Origin of the sequence: Streptomyces sp. NPDC053079 (genome assembly GCF_044546695.1) — a bacterium.
Lineage (GTDB): Bacteria > Actinomycetota > Actinomycetes > Streptomycetales > Streptomycetaceae > Streptomyces.
In genome coordinates, this window is sequence record NZ_JBITZJ010000001.1 from 776,844 (window position 1) to 793,815 (window position 16,972).

General features: G+C 73.0%; 16 protein-coding genes. 6 read left to right on the plus strand and 10 right to left on the minus strand.

What is annotated here, in order from left to right; all coding sequences use genetic code 11:
• Nucleotides 1–4 precede the first annotated feature (4 nt).
• The gene (locus ACIGXW_RS02955) at nt 5–586 is read right to left on the minus strand and encodes a GNAT family N-acetyltransferase (RefSeq protein ID WP_399569145.1); all 582 of its coding nucleotides are present in this window, start codon (nt 584–586) and stop codon (nt 5–7) included.
• 149 nt (nt 587–735) lie between these two features.
• Between ACIGXW_RS02955 and ACIGXW_RS02960 the strand changes: the two genes are divergently transcribed.
• Genes ACIGXW_RS02960 through ACIGXW_RS02970 form a run of 3 tightly spaced genes read left to right on the plus strand, consistent with a single transcriptional unit; the run spans nt 736 to nt 3,935 of the window.
• Complete coding sequence (locus ACIGXW_RS02960) at nt 736–1,887, plus strand: alpha/beta hydrolase (RefSeq protein ID WP_071963780.1); 1,152 nt, start codon at nt 736–738, stop codon at nt 1,885–1,887.
• A 49-nt stretch (nt 1,888–1,936) separates the two neighbouring features.
• Nucleotides 1,937–3,340, plus strand: a complete 1,404-nt coding sequence (locus tag ACIGXW_RS02965; RefSeq protein WP_399569147.1) for an MFS transporter — start codon at nt 1,937–1,939, stop codon at nt 3,338–3,340.
• Between the two features lie 52 nt (nt 3,341–3,392).
• On the plus strand, nt 3,393–3,935 hold the full coding sequence (locus tag ACIGXW_RS02970; protein WP_177338008.1) for an RDD family protein: 543 nt from the start codon (nt 3,393–3,395) through the stop codon (nt 3,933–3,935).
• A gap of 28 nt (nt 3,936–3,963) precedes the next feature.
• Here the strand turns inward: ACIGXW_RS02970 and ACIGXW_RS02975 are convergent, their stop codons facing one another.
• Together ACIGXW_RS02975 and ACIGXW_RS02980 are read right to left on the minus strand one after the other, a co-directional pair.
• Nucleotides 3,964–5,022, minus strand: coding sequence for a polyprenyl synthetase family protein (locus ACIGXW_RS02975; protein WP_399569150.1), 1,059 nt, complete (start codon nt 5,020–5,022; stop codon nt 3,964–3,966).
• 64 nt (nt 5,023–5,086) lie between these two features.
• Entirely contained in the window at nt 5,087–6,133 is a 1,047-nt protein-coding gene (locus tag ACIGXW_RS02980; protein ID WP_399569153.1) for a tetratricopeptide repeat protein, read from the minus strand.
• A 318-nt stretch (nt 6,134–6,451) separates the two neighbouring features.
• On the opposite strand from ACIGXW_RS02980, the gene ACIGXW_RS02985 reads away from it, so the two are divergent.
• Nucleotides 6,452–8,068 carry a phospholipase D-like domain-containing protein gene (locus ACIGXW_RS02985; RefSeq protein WP_399569156.1) on the plus strand — a complete coding sequence of 539 codons (1,617 nt, stop codon included), beginning with the start codon at nt 6,452–6,454 and terminating at the stop codon, nt 8,066–8,068.
• Between the two features lie 216 nt (nt 8,069–8,284).
• Complete coding sequence (locus ACIGXW_RS02990) at nt 8,285–9,232, plus strand: D-alanyl-D-alanine carboxypeptidase family protein (protein ID WP_399569159.1); 948 nt, start codon at nt 8,285–8,287, stop codon at nt 9,230–9,232.
• 41 nt (nt 9,233–9,273) lie between these two features.
• Here the strand turns inward: ACIGXW_RS02990 and ACIGXW_RS02995 are convergent, their stop codons facing one another.
• The 4 genes from ACIGXW_RS02995 to ACIGXW_RS03010 form a co-directional block, all read right to left on the minus strand.
• A complete protein-coding gene (locus ACIGXW_RS02995) occupies nt 9,274–10,212 on the minus strand; it encodes an alpha/beta fold hydrolase (protein WP_399569162.1) in 939 nt (312 codons plus the stop codon).
• A gap of 100 nt (nt 10,213–10,312) precedes the next feature.
• Nucleotides 10,313–11,611, minus strand: a complete 1,299-nt coding sequence (locus tag ACIGXW_RS03000) for a wax ester/triacylglycerol synthase domain-containing protein (protein ID WP_399569164.1) — start codon at nt 11,609–11,611, stop codon at nt 10,313–10,315.
• A 67-nt stretch (nt 11,612–11,678) separates the two neighbouring features.
• Nucleotides 11,679–12,923 (minus strand): glycosyltransferase, encoded by a 1,245-nt coding sequence (locus ACIGXW_RS03005; protein WP_399569167.1) that lies wholly within the window; start codon nt 12,921–12,923, stop codon nt 11,679–11,681.
• 66 nt (nt 12,924–12,989) lie between these two features.
• Nucleotides 12,990–14,555, minus strand: coding sequence for an alpha/beta hydrolase (locus tag ACIGXW_RS03010; protein ID WP_399569170.1), 1,566 nt, complete (start codon nt 14,553–14,555; stop codon nt 12,990–12,992).
• A 225-nt stretch (nt 14,556–14,780) separates the two neighbouring features.
• Between ACIGXW_RS03010 and ACIGXW_RS03015 the strand changes: the two genes are divergently transcribed.
• The gene (locus ACIGXW_RS03015; protein ID WP_399569173.1) at nt 14,781–15,968 is read left to right on the plus strand and encodes an aminotransferase class V-fold PLP-dependent enzyme; all 1,188 of its coding nucleotides are present in this window, start codon (nt 14,781–14,783) and stop codon (nt 15,966–15,968) included.
• On the opposite strand, the gene ACIGXW_RS03020 is transcribed toward ACIGXW_RS03015, so the two are convergent.
• From ACIGXW_RS03020 to ACIGXW_RS03030, 3 genes are all read right to left on the minus strand, one after another.
• Entirely contained in the window at nt 15,956–16,198 is a 243-nt protein-coding gene (locus tag ACIGXW_RS03020) for a hypothetical protein (protein ID WP_071963774.1), read from the minus strand. The genes ACIGXW_RS03015 and ACIGXW_RS03020 overlap by 13 nt on opposite strands.
• A 12-nt stretch (nt 16,199–16,210) precedes the next feature.
• Nucleotides 16,211–16,504: a hypothetical protein gene (locus ACIGXW_RS03025; protein WP_071963773.1), complete on the minus strand. Its 294-nt coding sequence runs from the start codon at nt 16,502–16,504 to the stop codon at nt 16,211–16,213.
• Nucleotides 16,505–16,619: 115 nt separating this feature from the next.
• Nucleotides 16,620–16,901 carry a hypothetical protein gene (locus ACIGXW_RS03030; protein ID WP_360912950.1) on the minus strand — a complete coding sequence of 94 codons (282 nt, stop codon included), beginning with the start codon at nt 16,899–16,901 and terminating at the stop codon, nt 16,620–16,622.
• Between the last annotated feature and the right edge of the window lie 71 nt (nt 16,902–16,972).

Sequence of the window (16,972 nt, forward strand, 5' to 3'; positions counted from 1 at the left end):
CGGGTCAGGCAGGGGCAGGCAGGTCGCGGTCGTTGAGGATCCGGTGGAAGAGGAGGTGGTCCCGCCACTGACCGTCGATGTGCAGGTAGTTCCGAGCCGTGCCGATCAGTTCGAAGCCGCACTTGGCCAGCACCCGCTGGGAAGCGGAGTTGCTGACGACCGTCCCGGCCTCGATCCGGTGCAGTCCCAGCCGTTCGCCGGCGTCCTGGCACACGGCGCTGACGGCGGCACTGGCCAGGCCCTTTCCCGTATGGCCGGCGGCGATCCAGTACCCGAGGTTGGTGCTGCGGAAGGCCCCCTGCACGATGTTGGACAGGTTCATCGCCCCCACCACCTCGCCGCCGCCGTCACCGGCCACCAGCACCCAGGGCATCGCCCGCCCGGCCCGCCGCAGCCCGACCAGGTCGCGCAGCCGCTCCGCCTGTCCCTCGGCGGTGAAGAACGCCTCGTCGCGCCGCGGCTCCCAGGGCCGCAGATGCGCGCGGTTGGCGCGGTAGGCCCGGGCGAGGGCCTCGGCGTCGTCCGTGGTCACCGGGCGCAGCAGGATGCCCGGAGCGATGGTGTACGAGCGGTCGTCAGTGATCATTCTCCTACGGTAGAACCCTCCTGACCCTGGACCGGGTGCTTCTCATACCCCGGTATCACCCCTCGGTTGGCCCCGTGGTGTGACGCCGCGCCACACACCTGCTTCCTACGTTTCCCCTCGTCACCGCAGCAGACGAGGGGAATTCACGCATGCGCCGCTTCAAGCGCACACTGGTCGCCGCAGCACTCACGACGACCGTGATGGCGGGCACCGCCGGCTGGGCCGTCGGCGGCGAGCAGACCGCCGTGACCGGCCCCCCGGCCGGCGCCGCCGCGTGGCGCGCGGACCACTTCCTGCACCGCCCGCTGCCGGATCCGGCCACCGCCACCCCGCGCGAGGTGGCGCGCTTCTTCGCCGCCCTCGACGACACGCGCCGGCACGACCTGGCGGCCCGTCACCCGCTGGTCGTCGGCAACCTCGACGGCACCCCCATACCCTTGCGGTACGAGGCCAACAGACTGGCCCTCACCGCCGAGCGCGACCGCGAGCGGGCCCGGGCGGCCGACCGACTGCTCCCCGCCCACGAGCGCGAGCGGGCCGGTGAGCTCGCCGGCCGGTACGAGCGGCTGCTGGCGCCGGGCCGGCAGATCCTCGCCTTCGACCCGCGCGGGCGCGGCCAGCTCGCCGAGGTCTACGGCGACTGGACGGCGGCCCGCCGCACCGCCGTCGTCGTCCCCGGCTCGGACATCGACCTGGCCTCCTTCGACCGTACGAAGGACCGGTTCGGCACCCCCGCCGGAATGGCACGTTCACTGCTGGCCGAGATGACCCGGCAGGCGCCGGACACCCCTGCCGCCGTGATCGCGTGGGCCGGGTACACCACCCCGGTCGGTGTCGGCCTCGACGCCGCCACCGGCCGCCTCGCCGAAGCGGGTGCCGCACGCCTGGACCGCTTCCTCGCCGGTCTCTCCGCCCTCGCCCCCGCCGCCCCGCCCGCCGTCTTCTGCCACAGCTACGGCTCGGTCGTCTGCGGGCTGGCCGCCCGGGGGCTGGACGGCGCCGAGGTCGCCGACGTCGTCGCCCTCGGCAGCCCCGGCATGCGCGCCGACTCGGCTTCCGCGCTGCACACCGGGGCCCGGGTGTGGGCGACGCGCCGCAACGCCGCCGACTGGATCGGCAGGGTGCCCCACCTCCGGCTCTTCGGCCTCGGCCACGGCGCCGACCCCACGTCGCCGGACTTCGGCGCCCGCCTCGTCCCGTCCGATGGAGCCCACGGCCACAGCGACTACTTCGCCCCCGGTACGCGCTCGTTGCGCCACTTCGCGGAAATCGCCCTGGGCACGTACACGGCCGTCAGCTAGCCGAAAAACGCTTTCTGCGGCCGCGAAACGGCCGTCTAATGTCAAGGGCATGGCAGATCGCAACAGACCGGGCGACGGACCGCCCCCTCCTCACCCCACGGGCCGCATAGCCGACGAGATCGACACCGCACGGAAGACCGGCCCGCACCGCCTACGCCCGCTGGCCGGCGTCCTGGCCGCCACGGCCGTGTCCGTGACCGGTACGCGCGTCTCGGCGATCGCCCTGCCGTGGTTCGTCCTCGTCACCACCGGCAGCGCCACTCTCACCGGACTGGTCGCCTTCTGTGAGATGGCCCCCTATGTCCTGGTCAAGGCCCTCACGGGCCCGCTCGTCGACCGCGTCGGCCCCCGGGTCGTGTCCTGGAGCACCGACCTGGTCAGCGCGGTGGCCGTCCTGCTCATCCCGCTGACGCACAGTCTGCACGTGCTGCCCTTCTGGCTGCTGCTGACGCTGGTCGCGGTGGTGGGCGCGGTGCGCGGCCCCGGCGATCTGGCCAAGGAGATCATGGTCCCGGAGGCGGCCGACCGCAGCCGGGTGCCGCTGGAGAGGGCCACCGGCCTGGCGGGCGTCACCGAGCGCCTGGCCTCCACGGTGGGCCCGGCGGCCGGCGGTGCGCTGGTGGCCTTCATCGGCCCGCTGACCGGCCTGGTCGTCAACGCCGTGTCGTTCGCCCTCGGGTCGGTCGTCATCGCGCTGGTCCTGCCGCGCGGCATGGGCCGGCCCGTCGGCGACGACGCCGCATCCGTCGACGGCGGGGGAGGGGCCGGCTACTGGCGGCGCCTCGGCGAGGGCTTCGCGTTCCTGCGCGGCGAACGCCTGCTGCTCACCATCATCGTCATGGTGGGCATCACCAACCTGCTGGACGCGGCGTTCAACGCCGTGCTGGTGCCGGTCTGGGCGCGGGAGAGCGGCGGCGGGCCGGCGGTGATCGGCCTGACCGCCGCCACGGCCGGGATCGCGGCGGTCTGCGGCAGCCTCATCGCCGCCGCCGTGGCCCACCGGTTGCCGCGCCGGCTGGTGTTCTTCGCCGGTTTCCTGCTGGCCGGTGCGCCGCGCTGGCTGATCCTCGCCTCGGGGGCCCCGGTGTGGGCGGTGGTGGCGGTGTTCGCGCTCTCCGGATTCGGCGCGGGTTTTCTCAATCCGATCCTGGGCGCGATCTCCTTCGAGCGCGTGCCGCGTCAACTCCTGGGCCGCGTACGGGCCCTGGGGGATTCATGCGCCTGGGCCGGCATTCCTCTCGGAGGATTGCTGGCGGGCGCCGCCGTGGCATCGCTCGGGCTGATGCCGGTGCTCCTGGCCGGGGCGGCGGCGTATTTCTGTACGACCAATCTGGCCGCCCTACGACCGGAATGGAAGGAAATGGACCGTGGCCGGCGACCGTGCACCGCGTCGTCATCCGCCGACGCTCCGCATAAACCTGCAAAGGGCATCGATGCGGAATTGAATATCTGACGCGCAATCATCGATTTGTATGATCGGCCGCCTCTCCTATTGGATCAGTTGTGTGAGTCAATACCAGCAGCAGCCCGGCGTCCAGAACCCCTACGGTTACAACGCCCCGCCGCCCCAGTACTACCCGCCGTCCATGCCGCCGATGGGCCCCGCCGGCCCGCCCGAGCAGGCCCTCGCCAACCAGGGCGCCCGCCTGGGCGCCCGCGTTCTCGACATCATCTTCATGGTCGTGCCCATGCTCGTCGTGAGCCTGATCAACGTGGCGCTGATGGAGGCCTCCGGCGCCACGCCCGCCATCGGCGCCGTCCTCGGCATCGCCGGCATCCTCATGGTCCTGTGCTACGAGCCGGTGTTGACCTGGAAGTACGGTGCCACGTTCGGCAAGCGCATCTGCGGTCTGCGCGTCGCCCGGCTCTCCGACGGCCAGAACCTGACCCTCGGCGCCGCGTTCGGCCGGTGGCTGGTCTACCTCCTGATCGGCTTCATCCCGCTCGGCGGCCTGATCAACGTGCTGTCCTGCTGCTGGGACAAGCCCTTCCGGCAGTGCTTCCACGACAAGGCGGCAGGCAGCGTCGTCGTGAACCGCACCGCCTGAGCACCCCGCCCGGCAGGGCCCGCCCCCGTCACAGCCGCCGCTCCACCAGGAAGCCGGTGAGCGCGAGAAGTTCGTCCGTCGCACGCGGTGCCAGCGGCACCCCGTACAGGCACTCACGCGCGGCGGCCGCATGGCGGCGGGCCTGCGCCAGGGCGGCGTCCCGGCCCCCGGCCCGCTCGACGAGCCCGGCCGCGCGGCGCGCGCCCGCGGCGTCCAGCGGGACGGCCGGGCCCAGCAGGTCCGCGAGCCGCCGGCCGGCCGGGGAATCCGCGGCCAGGGCAGCGAGCACCGGCAGGGTCTTCTTCCCCCGGAGCAGGTCCCCGTGGACCGGCTTGCCCGTCGCGCCCGGGTCGCCCCAGATCCCCAGCAGGTCGTCCACCGCCTGGAACGCCGCCCCCAGATGCCGGCCCGCCCGCGCGAGCGCGTCCACCACGAGCGGCGAGGCCCCGCCGAGCACCGGGCCCAGCGCCAGCGCGCAGCCGAGCAGGGAACCGGTCTTGCCGGCCGCCATGGCCTCGTACTCCTTCAGGCCCACGGCCTCGGGGCCCGTCCACGGCCGGGCCTCGAAGAGGAGGTCGTCGGCCTGGCCCGCCACCAGTTCCCGCAGCGCCCCGGCCAGATACCGCAGGGCCGCCGCGCTCTGCCCGCCGTCCGCCGCCGCCAGCGTCTCGACGGCGAGGGCGAACAACGCGTCGCCGGCCAGCACCGCGGGGCCCGTGCCGAACGCCTTCCAGGCGCTGGCGCCGTGCCGCCGCCGCTCGTCGCCGTCCATGATGTCGTCGTGCACCAGCGAGAAGGTGTGCACCAGCTCCACCGCGACCGCCCCCGCGACCCCCGCCCCCACAGGCGCGCCCGCGGCCTCGGCCCCCACGACGGCCAGGGCCTGCCGCAGTCCCTTGCCGCCGGCGAAGGCGCCCGGCGTGCCCTCGGCGTCGCACCAGCCGAGCGAGAACGAGGCCATCAGCCGCGGCCAGGGGTGCAGGCTCCGCACGGCCTCCCTCAAGGCCGGTTCGACCAGCTCCCGGCAGCGCTCGAGCACATGGTGCGGGGATATCGGGGGCACCTGCAGGCCGGTCTGTGACGTCATGGCGGGCTTCTCTCGTCCGGTGGGATGCGGGGCGGTGGGCACGGCGGCGAAGGCGGCGGCCGTCTCAGGGCGCCGAGGCCGCCGGCACGGGCGCGATCCCGAGCTCGGCCCGCGCCCGGTCGACCATCTCCCGGGCGTGCAGCAGGCCCAGGCCGCCGAGCGTGGCGTGCAGCGCGTCGAGGTCGGCGGCGGTACCGGCCACGTCGCGCCCCAGGCGGGCCCGGGCCTTGACCAGGCCGAGCGTGGCGAGCGCCGTGCCCCGCGGCTCGCCCATCGCGCGGAACTCCTCCAGGGCCCCGCTGTAGGTCGCCCGCGCCTCCTCGTAGCGGCCGGCGCGGAAGAGCACGTTGCCCCGCATCTTGTGGTTGTAGGCCAGTGCGCTGACGAGCCGCATGTCGCGGCAGGCCCGCTCGGCCTCGGCCAGCAGCTCCAGGGCCCGGTCGGTCTCCCCGCGCAGGGACAGCACGTCGGCTATGCCGCGCAGCGCCCACGCCCGGCCGCGGGCGTCGTCGGCCCGCGCCGCTATCAGGGCGGCTTCCTCGAACATGGCCAGGGCCGTGTCGTACGAGCCGGTGTTGCGGTGCATCTGCGCGATGCCCTCCAGCGCCCACACCGTGTGCCGGGCCTCGCCGCGCCGTCTGGCCTCGGCCAGCAGCTTCTCGTGCAGCTCGCCGACGGCACGGTAGTCGCCCTGGATGCGGCCCGTCTCGGCGAGCCCGGCCAGGGAGTAGCCGCGGGCGACGACGTCGCCGCCGCGCTCGGCCAGTTCGGCGGCGATGGCCAGCCACCGCCGCGCCAGGGCGAGGTCGCCGCGCTGGCGGGCCAGGGTGCCGCCGCTCCACACCGCCCACGCCATCGCACCCTCGTCGCCGGCCTGCCGGGCCGCCCGGTAGCTGGCCTTCCACGCCTGCTCGGCCTCGGCGATCCGGCCCAGGCGGCGGCTGGCCTCGGCGACGGCCAGCGACGCGTGCGCCGACTCCAGGGCGACACCGCGCAGCTCGGCCCTGCGCCGCTGTTCCACGGCCTTGTCCAATACCTCCTCCAGCGAGGAGTTGACCGACAGCTCGCCCAGCGCGCCGCGGTACTCGGGGGCAAATGCCTTGCCGTACATGTCTGCCTCCGTCGTGACGGACTTCCGGTCTTCCTGACGGATGTGATCAAGAAGCTCATCACGAAGCTATGGCCGTGGGGCGGGGCGGGACGTCCATCCATCAGGCGGTCTGCCGTACCTCTGTGGGCTGGTGGCAGGGCGGAGGGTCATACGCGAGACGTACGGCGCGGTGCGGACCGGAGGGCGCCCCCGGGAGGGGCCGCTGACCTGAATCCGCCGGTGGGGACCGATGTGTCCTGTTCAACTGTTCGACAACTGATAGCTTCTCCGCGTTGATCTTCCGTTCGCGGAATCGTTCCTTCGTTTAAGGATGCACAATTGCTCCGCCACCGGCTCCGCCGTTTACGCCGTCTCACCCGCAGTGCGACGGTCTCGGCCGTCGTCCTCGCCGCGCTCCCCGCGGCCCCCGCCTTCGCGAGCTCCTCGCCGACCCCGCATCTCGACGCCGTCGAGAAGACGCTGCGTCAGGTCTCGCCCGGTCTCGAAGGTGACATCTGGCAGCGCACCGCCGGGAACAAGCTGGACGCCTCCGCCGCAGACCCCTCCGACTGGCTCCTGCAGAGCCCCGGTTGCTGGGGCGACGCCACGTGCGCGGACCGGCCCGGCACCAAGCGGCTGCTCGCGAAGATGACGGAGAACATCTCCAAGGCGAAGCGCACGGTCGACATCTCCACCCTCGCGCCCTTCCCCGACGGAGCGTTCCAGGACGCGATCGCCGCCGGTCTCAAGGCCTCGGTGGAGTCCGGGAGCAAGCTGCGCGTACGCGTCCTGGTCGGCGCAGCGCCGGTCTACCACATGAACGTGCTGCCCACGAAGTACCGGGACGACCTCAAGGCCCGTCTCGGCAAGGCCGCCGACGGCATCACGCTGAACGTCGCGTCGATGACCACGTCGAAGACCAGCTTCTCCTGGAACCACTCCAAGCTCCTCGTCGTGGACGGCGAGTCGGCCATCACCGGCGGCATCAACAGCTGGAAGGGCGACTACCTCGACACCTCGCACCCGGTGACGGACGTCGACATGGCCCTCACCGGCCCGGCCGCGAGCACCGCGGGACGCTACCTGGACACGCTCTGGACCTGGACGTGCCGGAACAAGAGCAACATCGCCAGCGTCTGGTTCGCCGGCTCGGGCGGCGAGTGCATGCCCACGATGGAGAAGGACGCCAACCCCACCCCCGCCGCCCCGACGGGCGACGTCCCCGTGATCGCCGTCGGCGGACTCGGCGTGGGCATCAAGGACTCCGACCCCGCCTCGAAGTTCACCCCGCAGCTGCCGACTGCCCCGGACACCAAGTGCGTCGTCGGCCTGCCCGACAAGACCAACGCCGACCGTGACTACGACACGGTCAACCCCGAGGAGAGCGCCCTGCGGGCCCTGGTGGCCAGCGCGGACCGCCAGATCGTGATCTCCCAGCAGGACCTCAACGCCACCTGCCCGCCCATCGCCCGCTACGACATCCGCCTCTACGACGCCCTCGCGGCGAAGATGGCGGCCGGCGTGAAGGTCCGCATCGTCGTCAGCGACCCCGCCAACCGCGGCGCGGTCGGCAGCGGCGGCTACTCGCAGATCAAGTCCCTGGCGGAGATCAGCGACACCCTCCGCGGCCGCCTCGCCCTGGTCACCGGCGACCAGCAGAAGGCCAAGGCCGCGATGTGCTCCACCCTCCAGCTCGCCACCTTCCGCAGCTCGCCGGGCGCCACCTGGGCCGACGGCAAGCCGTACGCGCTGCACCACAAGATGGTGTCCGTGGACAGCTCCGCCTTCTACATCGGCTCCAAGAACCTCTACCCCTCGTGGCTGCAGGACTTCGGCTACATCGTGGAGAGCCCGGAAGCCGCCAAGCAGCTCGAGGCCAAGCTGCTCGATCCCGCCTGGACGTACTCGCAGGCAGCCGCCACGTTCGACCACGCGCGCGGCATCTGCTCGGCCTGAGCCCGGCGCCACCGCGGGTTTGCGCGGAACGCGAGCGGGGGAGTGCCCGTACTACACCGGTACGGGCACTCCCCTTTTCGTCCATATAAATGCGTTCGAATATCGGGGAATTATCCGACTGTCTTCACTCATTAGTGAAGGGATTTCATCTCGCGCGGCATCGGGTGCAAGCATGCGCTCGCCCCAACCCGACCAGCGAGGAAATCTGGAGAATCCATGCAGCGATGTGGGGGAAGTGTCGACGTGCGGCTCCGCCGGGGGGTGGTCCGCCGCTGGGGAACGGCGCTGACCGCGTCCACCGCGGCCGTCGCGGTCGCCCTCCCGACGGCCACCGCCGAAGCCGCGGCCGGCCCCGGGGAGATCGGCGCCAAGGGCGCGTACCTCGACAGCGGCCCCGACGGCAAGCCGTGGGGCAAGGCGGCGGACACCAAGCGGCCGATGGCCAGCACCACCAAGATCATGACCGCCGTCGTGGTCCTCGACGACCACGCCGGAGAGCTCGACCGGCAGATCGCCGTCAAGCAGTCCTACCGCGACTGGGTGACCCGCAAGCAGGCCAGCACGGCCGACCTGCGCACGGGCGACAAACTGACCGTCCGGCAGCTGCTCTACGCCCTGATGCTGCCCTCCGGATGCGACGCGGCCTACGCGCTCGCCGACACCTTCGGCAGCGGCGGCACCGAAGCGGCGCGCACCGACTCCTTCGTCGCCAAGATGAACGACAAGGCCCGCGAACTGGGGCTGCGCAACACCCACTACGACTCGTTCGACGGCATCTCTTCCCAGGGCGGCAATTACAGCACCCCCCGCGACCTGGCCAAGCTCGCCCGGCACGCCCTGAGCAGCGGCACCCTCGCCACGGTGATGAAGGCGACGAGCACCCAGCAGAAGGCGGCCAACGTCAACCGCCTCTACACCTGGTACAACACCAACAAGCTGCTCGGTTCGTACCAGGGCGTCATCGGGCTCAAGACCGGGTCGACACAGGCGGCGGGCCCCTGCCTGGTCTTCGCCGCCCAGCGCGGCTCCCGCAAGGTCGTCGGCGTCATCCTCAACGATGCCGCCGGCCGTTACCCGGACGCCGCGAAGATGCTGGACTACGCCTTCCGCACCCGCACCGCCATGAAGCTGCGCCGCCTGCCCTCCGGCGCCCACGAGGACTGACCCCGTCCCACCGGTCCGGCCTCCCGGAGGGGCCGGACCCCTCAGCGATCGCCCGCCGGGCGGGGCGAGGGGAGCGTGGTCATCGGCCGCTGCCGGACGTGCTCGACCGGATGGCAGTACTCCAGGCCGACCAGCGGCTCGTCGGCGAAGAAACGGGTCATCAGGTCCACCACCTCCGCCGGCCTTTCGAGGTGGACGAGGTGATCGGCGTCCTTGAACGTGGTGAAGCGGGCGTCCGGCAGCCGGGTGGCCGCCTCGCGGCTCAGCGCCGGGGTGCTCAAGGGATCGTGCTCGCCCGTCGTCACCAGGGCCGGCACGCGCACGGCCGGACCGCCCGGCAGCCGGGGGGACGCCAGCAGCCGCTCGGAGTTGTCCTGGTACTTGGCGATGTCGTCCGCCGTCATGTCGTGCAGCGCCCGGTTCAGGCACCGGATGATCGACGGCCGGCGGGCCACGGTGACACCCGGCGAGGTGCACACCATGGTCTCGACGACGCACTCGACGAACTCCGCGCGCCGGCCCTTCTCCGCCATGAGCAGCGTCCGTTCGACGCGGGCGCGCACATGGTCCGCCAGGTGCGACATCGTGCCGACCAGCGCCATCCGCTCGGCCCGCCCGGGGTGGTCGCGCACCCACTGGTAGGCCACGGCCGTGCCGTACGATCCGCCGAGGATGTTCACGGGGGACGGGGCGACCTTGGACAGCAGCTGGTCGAGCGCCTCGGCGAGGAAGTCGAAGCCGTACCGCGCCGGCAGCCGGTCCGCGCCGCCCCAGCCCGGCAGGTCCACGGTGATGACGCTCGCGGCCTCGAGGAAACCCTGCTCCAGCCGGCCCCAGGCGTTCTGGTGCTGGAACGCCCCGCCCACGAGGACGATGGGCGCCATTCTGGCGTTCGGCTGGTGCACGACCCGGCCGCTGTACGCGTAACCGTCGAGCGTGAGCGGAATGACCTCTTCAAGGAGTGCGGTACGCGTCGGCACGGCCGGTCTCCGTTTCGTGGGGGGACTTCACCAGGGGGAACGAGAACCGAGGCGGGACGTTACTGCCCATATGGCCGTCGCCCGTCCGAGCGCACGGCCCTCAGACGACCAACGCGAGGATCTCCTCGCGGACGAGGGCGGACAGCCGCGCCCCCAGGTGCCGGTGGGCGTGGTCGGTCGTCACCGTCACCGTTGCGCTCGTGTCGTGCACGGCCATCGTCATCGCCACCGGATGCCCCGGGCTGAGCGGCGGCAGCGCGGCGATGCCGGTGAGCCGCGCCGGGCCCAGGGCGAGCGGGCCCGCATGGGTCGCCATGCTGCTGCACAGCAGGGAGGAGTAGAGCGGGGAGTCCGCGTAACGGCCCAGCACCTCGCCCACCAGCCCGTACCGCCGCGGCCGCGACGCCACGAACAGCGCCTGCGCACGCGCCCGCTGCTTGAGCGCCGCGCGCCGCGTGAAGCCGTCCACGGCCGCCAGCCGCCGCTGCGGGCCGCCGCCCGCGGGCAGCGGCACCCGCACCGTGGCATAGCGGTTGCCCAGCACCGCCCCCTCGTCGTCGGCGCGCACGTCCACGGGGACCATCGCGCACAGTCCCGGCAGCCCCGGCAGCCGCCCCGTGACGCCCGCGGTGCGCAGCGCACCGGCCGCCGCGGCCAGGAACACCGCGTTGGCGGACGCCCGCCCCGACGGCAGGGCGTCCCGGGCCGCGCTCAGCTCCGCCGCCGACACCCGGCTCCACGCCACCGCCCGCCGCGAGTCCACCGGCCCGTGGAACGGCAGCGGCCGCGCCCTCGGCAGCAGGTCCGCAAGTGCCCGGGCCAGCGCGAGCCGGGGCGGCCCGGCCGGCTCCCCGGCACCCGGCCGCATTCGCTGCCCCGGAACGGCGGCCGGCGCGTCGAGCAGATCGCGCAGCAGCGTCACGAACGACACCCCGTCGAGCAGGGCGTGATGGGCGCGCAGCAACAGGGCGAACCCGTCGGGGGCCGGCAGCAGATGCAGCTGCCACGGCGGGCGGGCCGGGCCGAGCGGATGGGCGAGCAGCTGGGCGGTACGGGCCTCCAGCGGGGCCGGCGAGGGCGAGTCGGGAATGTGCTGCCCGGGATCGAACTCCGCCCCCGGCGTCCAGTGCGGCCACGCACCGGACCCGGTCGCCGGCGCCCCCGGCGTCCAGCGCAGCCGCTCGTACGCCCCCCACCGGCGCCGCGCGAGCTCCCGCAGGCCCGGCAACGACGGTGCGGGGCCCTCGAACCGGGCGAGGATCCCGGCGGTCATGCACACCGCCCCACTGCTCTGGTGCCGGTACAGCCAGGCGTCCAGCGGGGGCATGGCGAAGGCGGCCGGCCGCTCGGCGGTCCGGGAGGAGGAAGCGAGTTCGGGCAGGGACGGGTGGGGGGTCACAGGGAGTCCTTACGTCCTGGTCTCAGCGGTTCTCCGGAACGGGCCGTGCCGACGGCCCGGCACATCCTCAGCAGGGCATGTCCGCGATCGCCCGGGCGACCGCCCCTGCCCCGTCCTCCAGCCCCAGCCGGGCGGCCAGCTGGGTGGCCCGCCGGGCGAAGCGCGGCTCGCCCGTGGCCCGCCGCAGCGCCTCGGCCAGCCGGCCGGCGCTCAGCTCCGCGTACGGCAGCACCCCCGGACTCACACCGAGGCGCGCCAGCCGCTCGGCCCACCACGGCTGATCGGTGAGGACGGGCACGGGAACCGCGGGCACCCCGGCCCGCAGACCGGCCGCCGTGGTCCCGGCCCCCGCGTGGTGCACCACGGCGGCCGTACGCGGCATGAGCCAGCCGTGCGGGATCGGGCCGACCGTGATGACGTCGTCGTTCATCACGGACAGCCCCGCCCAGCCCGACTGCACGATGCCGCGCAGCCCCGCGGCCCGCAGGGCCCGCGCCGTGACGTCGGCGAGCCGCCCGGGGTCACCGGGCATCATGCTGCCGAAGCCCACGAACACCGGCGGCGGGCCGGCCGCCAGGAAGTCGGTGACCAGCGCGGGCGGCTCCCAGTCGGCGCACTCGTGCGGCCACCAGTACCCCGCGACGCCCAGCCCGGGACGCCAGTCCGCCGGCAGCGGCACCACCGAGGGGCTGTAGCCGTGCCAGATGGGCCAGCCGCCGCGCTCCCGCTCGACGCGCAGCCGGTGACCGCTGCGGTAGGCGAGGCCGAGCCTGGCGTGCAGACTCCGGTTGGCGGTGGCGTACAGCGCGTCCAGCACGGCGTTCGCCGCGTGCCCCCGCAGCCGGTTGCCGAACCCGGGGGGCTTCCAGGGCATCGTGCACGGCGAGAACGCGGCCGTGGGGGTGTCGGGCTGGAGGAAGACGCCCATGCTCGGAATGTCGTGGTAGCGCGCCACGACCCGGCCGATCGGCGCGGCGATCGACGACAGCAGGACCACGTCCGCCTTGGGGTCGACGGCGGCGAGGATCCCGTCCACGAGCGCGAGGGCCGCCTGCTCGGTGGCGCGCACCACGCGCAGCACGGCCGCCGGCGAACGGACCGCGCGCCGGAAGCGGCTGTGCGCGCCCAGCAGCTCCTCGAACGGGTCGGCCTCCAGCGCCCGCATCCGCAGACCGCAGCAGGCCACCACGTCCGTGAACCGCGCGTGTGCGGCGATCTCCACGTCATGGCCCTCGGCGAACAGCCGATGTCCGAGGCCCGTGTACGGGGCGACGGAGCCCATCGTGCCCGCTGTGATGATCTGGATGCGCATGTCCCCGACCTTCCTGCCGCCCTGTCGCATCAACGACAGGGCACCCGGACCGGATACGGCACGCGCCTACTTCGCTGCCGACGCCGCCGCCCGCGCCCCCTCGGGCACCGGCAGAGGACCGGCGGCGCAGGACGTGTCGCCCGCGGGCACCGTCCCCGCGAGCAGATAGGCGTCGACGACGCCGTCCACACAGGCGTTGCCCGCCAGGTACTGCCCGTGGTCGCCCCCGCCCGTGACCGTCACCAGGCGCGAGCCGCGCAGGGCACGGTGGGCCCGCAGCGCCGCCTCGTAATAAGTGGCCGGGTCGTGCACCGAGTTGAGCATGAGCGTGGCCGGCAGGCCGGCACCGGTGACCTTCACCTTCGGCGCCGGCGACGTGGGCCAGGCCGCGCACACCGAGGCGAAGGCCAGCTCGCGCGCCCCCGCCAGCGGCCGCTCGCGGGTGTCCTCGCCGCTGCGCCGGATCCAGTGGTCCATGTCCCGGGTCCACGGGGTGTCGTTGCACGTCACCGAGAAGTACTGGGCGAAGAAGGAGGAGTCGGCGTAGCCCCCGAAGAGCTGCCGCACCGTGGCCTTCTCCTCCGGCTTCGCGACGTCCCAGTGATCGAGCGCGGCGAGCGCCGCCGCAAGCGGCCCGAAGCCCTGGCCGGCGTTGTACATCGCCTGGATCGTCCCGCTGTCCAGCTGGTTGGGGCCGACCACGACCCCCTCGACGGTCACCGGCCGCCGCCCCAGCTCACCGCGCAGCCGCTCCCAGTTCGCCTTCGCCTCGGCGGCGGTACGGCCGTAGTGGTAGACGCCGTCGTACTGCGCGAGCCACGGCAGGAAGTCCTTCTCGAAGCGGCGCTGGAAGCTCATCGGCTGGTCCTTCATGAAGCTCTCCCAGGAGCCGTCGAAGGCGATGTTGCTGTCCAGCACGGCCCGCTCGACGCGCTGCGGGAAGAGCGTCGCGTAATAGGCGCCGATCATCGTGGCGTAGGACGGACCGTAGTAGGAGATCTTGCGTTCCCCCAGCAGGGACCGGAAGAGGTCCATGTCCCGGGCCGTCTGATCGGTGTTCAGGTACGGCAGCAGGTCACCGCTGCGGCTGCGGCAGCTCTCCACGAACTTCCGCGATCGGTCCACCACCCGCCGCAGCGCCGCCGGGGAGCGGTCGCGGAAGTCCCCGTCCAGGAAGTCGGCGAACTCCGCGTCGTTCTCGCACACCGCCCGCGTGCTGCGCCCCACTCCCCGCTGGTCGAAGCCGACCACGTCATAGGCGGCGCCCACCGACGGCGAATCCTTCACCAGCCGCGCCGGCCTCATCAGCCCCTTGCCCCCCGGCCCGCCCGCCGCCATCATCAGCACCCCGCGCCGCTTGGCGGGGTCGCTCGCCCGATGCCGCGAGACCTCCACGGTGATGTCCGCCCCGGCGTCCGGGTGGTGCCAGTCGCGGGGCACGGTCATGGCCGCGCACTCCAGCGGCGAGTCCTTCTCGCACTGCTGCCAGTCCAGGTGCTGCTGTGCGTAGCGGGCCGGTACGGACGGTTGGGCCAGGGCGGCGGACGCCGGAAGGACGGCAGCGGCTATGGCCGCCACCACGACGCCCGACAGAGCGGACGCCGGCCGTCGTGACTTCCCGAACGTGAACATCGATCCTCCTACGCGATTGCGGTTGCACCACTGATGCTTCCGTTCCGCGCCGTCGTGATCGATCCCGCTGGGTTCCGTTCCGGGGGTGGCACTGGGACCACCCCCGGGCCCGCGTCAGGAGTGCTGGGCGGCATCCGGCCACCGGCATATGGGCATGGTCGAGTCGTGGAGTCGACCCGGACACCACCCGTACGCACCTCAACTCTGATACCAGGAGCGCACCTTATGGACATCGCCGCACTGCGCGAGGCCACCCCGGGCTGCGCGCACCGCGTGCACCTGAACAACGCGGGCGCCGCCCTCCTCTCCCGCCGCACCCTCGAGACGATGACCGGCCACCTCGAACTCGAGGCCCGCATCGGCGGTTACGAGGCCGCGGCCGAGCGCCTGGAGGCCATCGAGGCGGTCTACACCGCCGTCGCCGAGCTCCTGGGCGGGCGACCCGAGGAGGTGGCGCTGTTCGACAACGCCACCCATGCCTGGGACGCCGCGTTCTACTCCCTCGCCTTCCGGCCCGGCGACCGGATCCTGACCGGCCGCTCCGAGTACGGCAGCAACGTGCTGGCCTATCTGCAGGTCGCCCAGCGCACCGGCGCCGAGGTCGTCGTCGTCCCCAACGACGCCCACGGCCGCCTCGACACCGCGGCGCTGGCCGCCCTCCTCGACGAGCGCGTCAAGCTGGTCGGCGTCAGCCACGTCCCCACCAGCGGCGGCCTGGTCAACCCCGCCGCCGAGATCGGCCGCATCACTCGCCGGGCGGGGGTGCCGTTCCTGCTGGACGCCACGCAGTCGGTCGGCCAGTTCCCCGTCGACGTCCAGGAGATCGGCTGCGACATGCTCACCGCGACGGGCCGCAAGTTCCTGCGGGGGCCGCGCGGCACGGGCTTCCTGTGGGTGCGCACCGGGATCCTGGACCGCCTCGACCCCTACGTCAACGAGACCGCCGCCTCGGTCTGGGACGGCAAGCGCGGCTTCACCTGGCGGCCGGGCGCCCGGCGCTTCGCCACCTGGGAGATGAGCTACTCCAACGTGCTCGGCCTGGGCAGCGCCGTGCGCCAGGCCCTGGACCTCGGCCTGGACGCCATCGGCGAGCGGGCCGTCGCCCTGGGGGCCGCCCTGCGCGAGCGGCTCGACGCGGTGCCGGGCGTCCGCACGTACGACCTGGGGCTTCAGCGGTGCGCCATCGTGACCGCCAAGGTCGACGGGGTGCCCGCGGACGAGGTCAAGGCCGTGCTGGCCGGCCGGGGCATCAACGTGACCACCACGGCCCCCGAGCAGTCGCAGTTCGACACCGAGGACCGCGGCGTCCACCCGCTGGTGAGACTCTCCCCGCACTACTACAACACCGAGGAGGAACTCGACCGGGCCGTCGGCGTGCTGGCCGGCCTCGCGCGGCCGGCTCAGCCGATGTAGTCGATCTGGTAGATGTGCAGCGTCTTCGTCTGGTGCCCCAGATAGATGACGGCGAAGACGTCGTCGAGCACCAGCATCCTCATGATTCCGTCGTCCTCGCCGTACGGGACGGTCACCGAGAGGGGGCTCGCGCAGGCCGCGGCGAGGACGTCGCTGAGCTGCCCGCTCACCGCGGGCGGAAGGGAGTCCCAGACGGCCGCGATCGTCGCATCGTACTTGAGCGCGTACACCGACTCAGGGTGTCAGCTCCAGGGGGCTCCGTGGGCGCGAATGAGGGCAGCGTCCTCCTGCACCTTCTGGGTGATGTCGATCCACTCGCCCGGCACCTCGCCGCCCGCGGCCTCGGCGGCCGCCGCCTGCCGTCCCCGCTCGACGGAGGCGAGCGTCCGTTCGGCGATGGCCTGCCACTTGGCGAACACGGCCGGCACCGTGTGCGCGGGGGCCCGGCCGATCTCGTCGCTGAAGCGCCGCGAGAGGTCGGGGCTGCCGAGAACGTCGCGAATGCGCTCGATGCTCCACACCGTGCCGGTGCTCATGGGTCCTCCCCGCGTCGGCGGCTCGACCGCCCAGAGTAGCGAACTTGTTCCCTCCGTATCAGCGGAACCCATGGGGCCGCGTCACGCCACAGGAGTGACGCCGCGCGGGTGCGCCCTACCGCATGAAGACGACGCTGTGGAACGACTGCTGGCCGTAGAACCCGGCCGGGAAGTACGCCGCCGCACCCCGGCAGTCGGGCGTGTCGTAGAGGTAGGCGTTGCGGTCCGTCTCATTGCCGGTGACGCCCTGGGCGTGGCCGACGGGGTAGCAGTGCCCGTCGACCGGATTGGTCAGCCCGTGCCGTTCGGCCCCCTGGGGCGTGGAGTAGACGAACGTTCCCGTGGCCGCCTGCGCGGAGGGCGGCGCGGTGAGGGTGAGCAGTCCTGTGAGAGCCATGGCGCCGAGCGTGCGGATCGGGTGTCGCATGTTCCGCAATGCTCGCGGAGGCCACCGGAGCGCAGGACCGG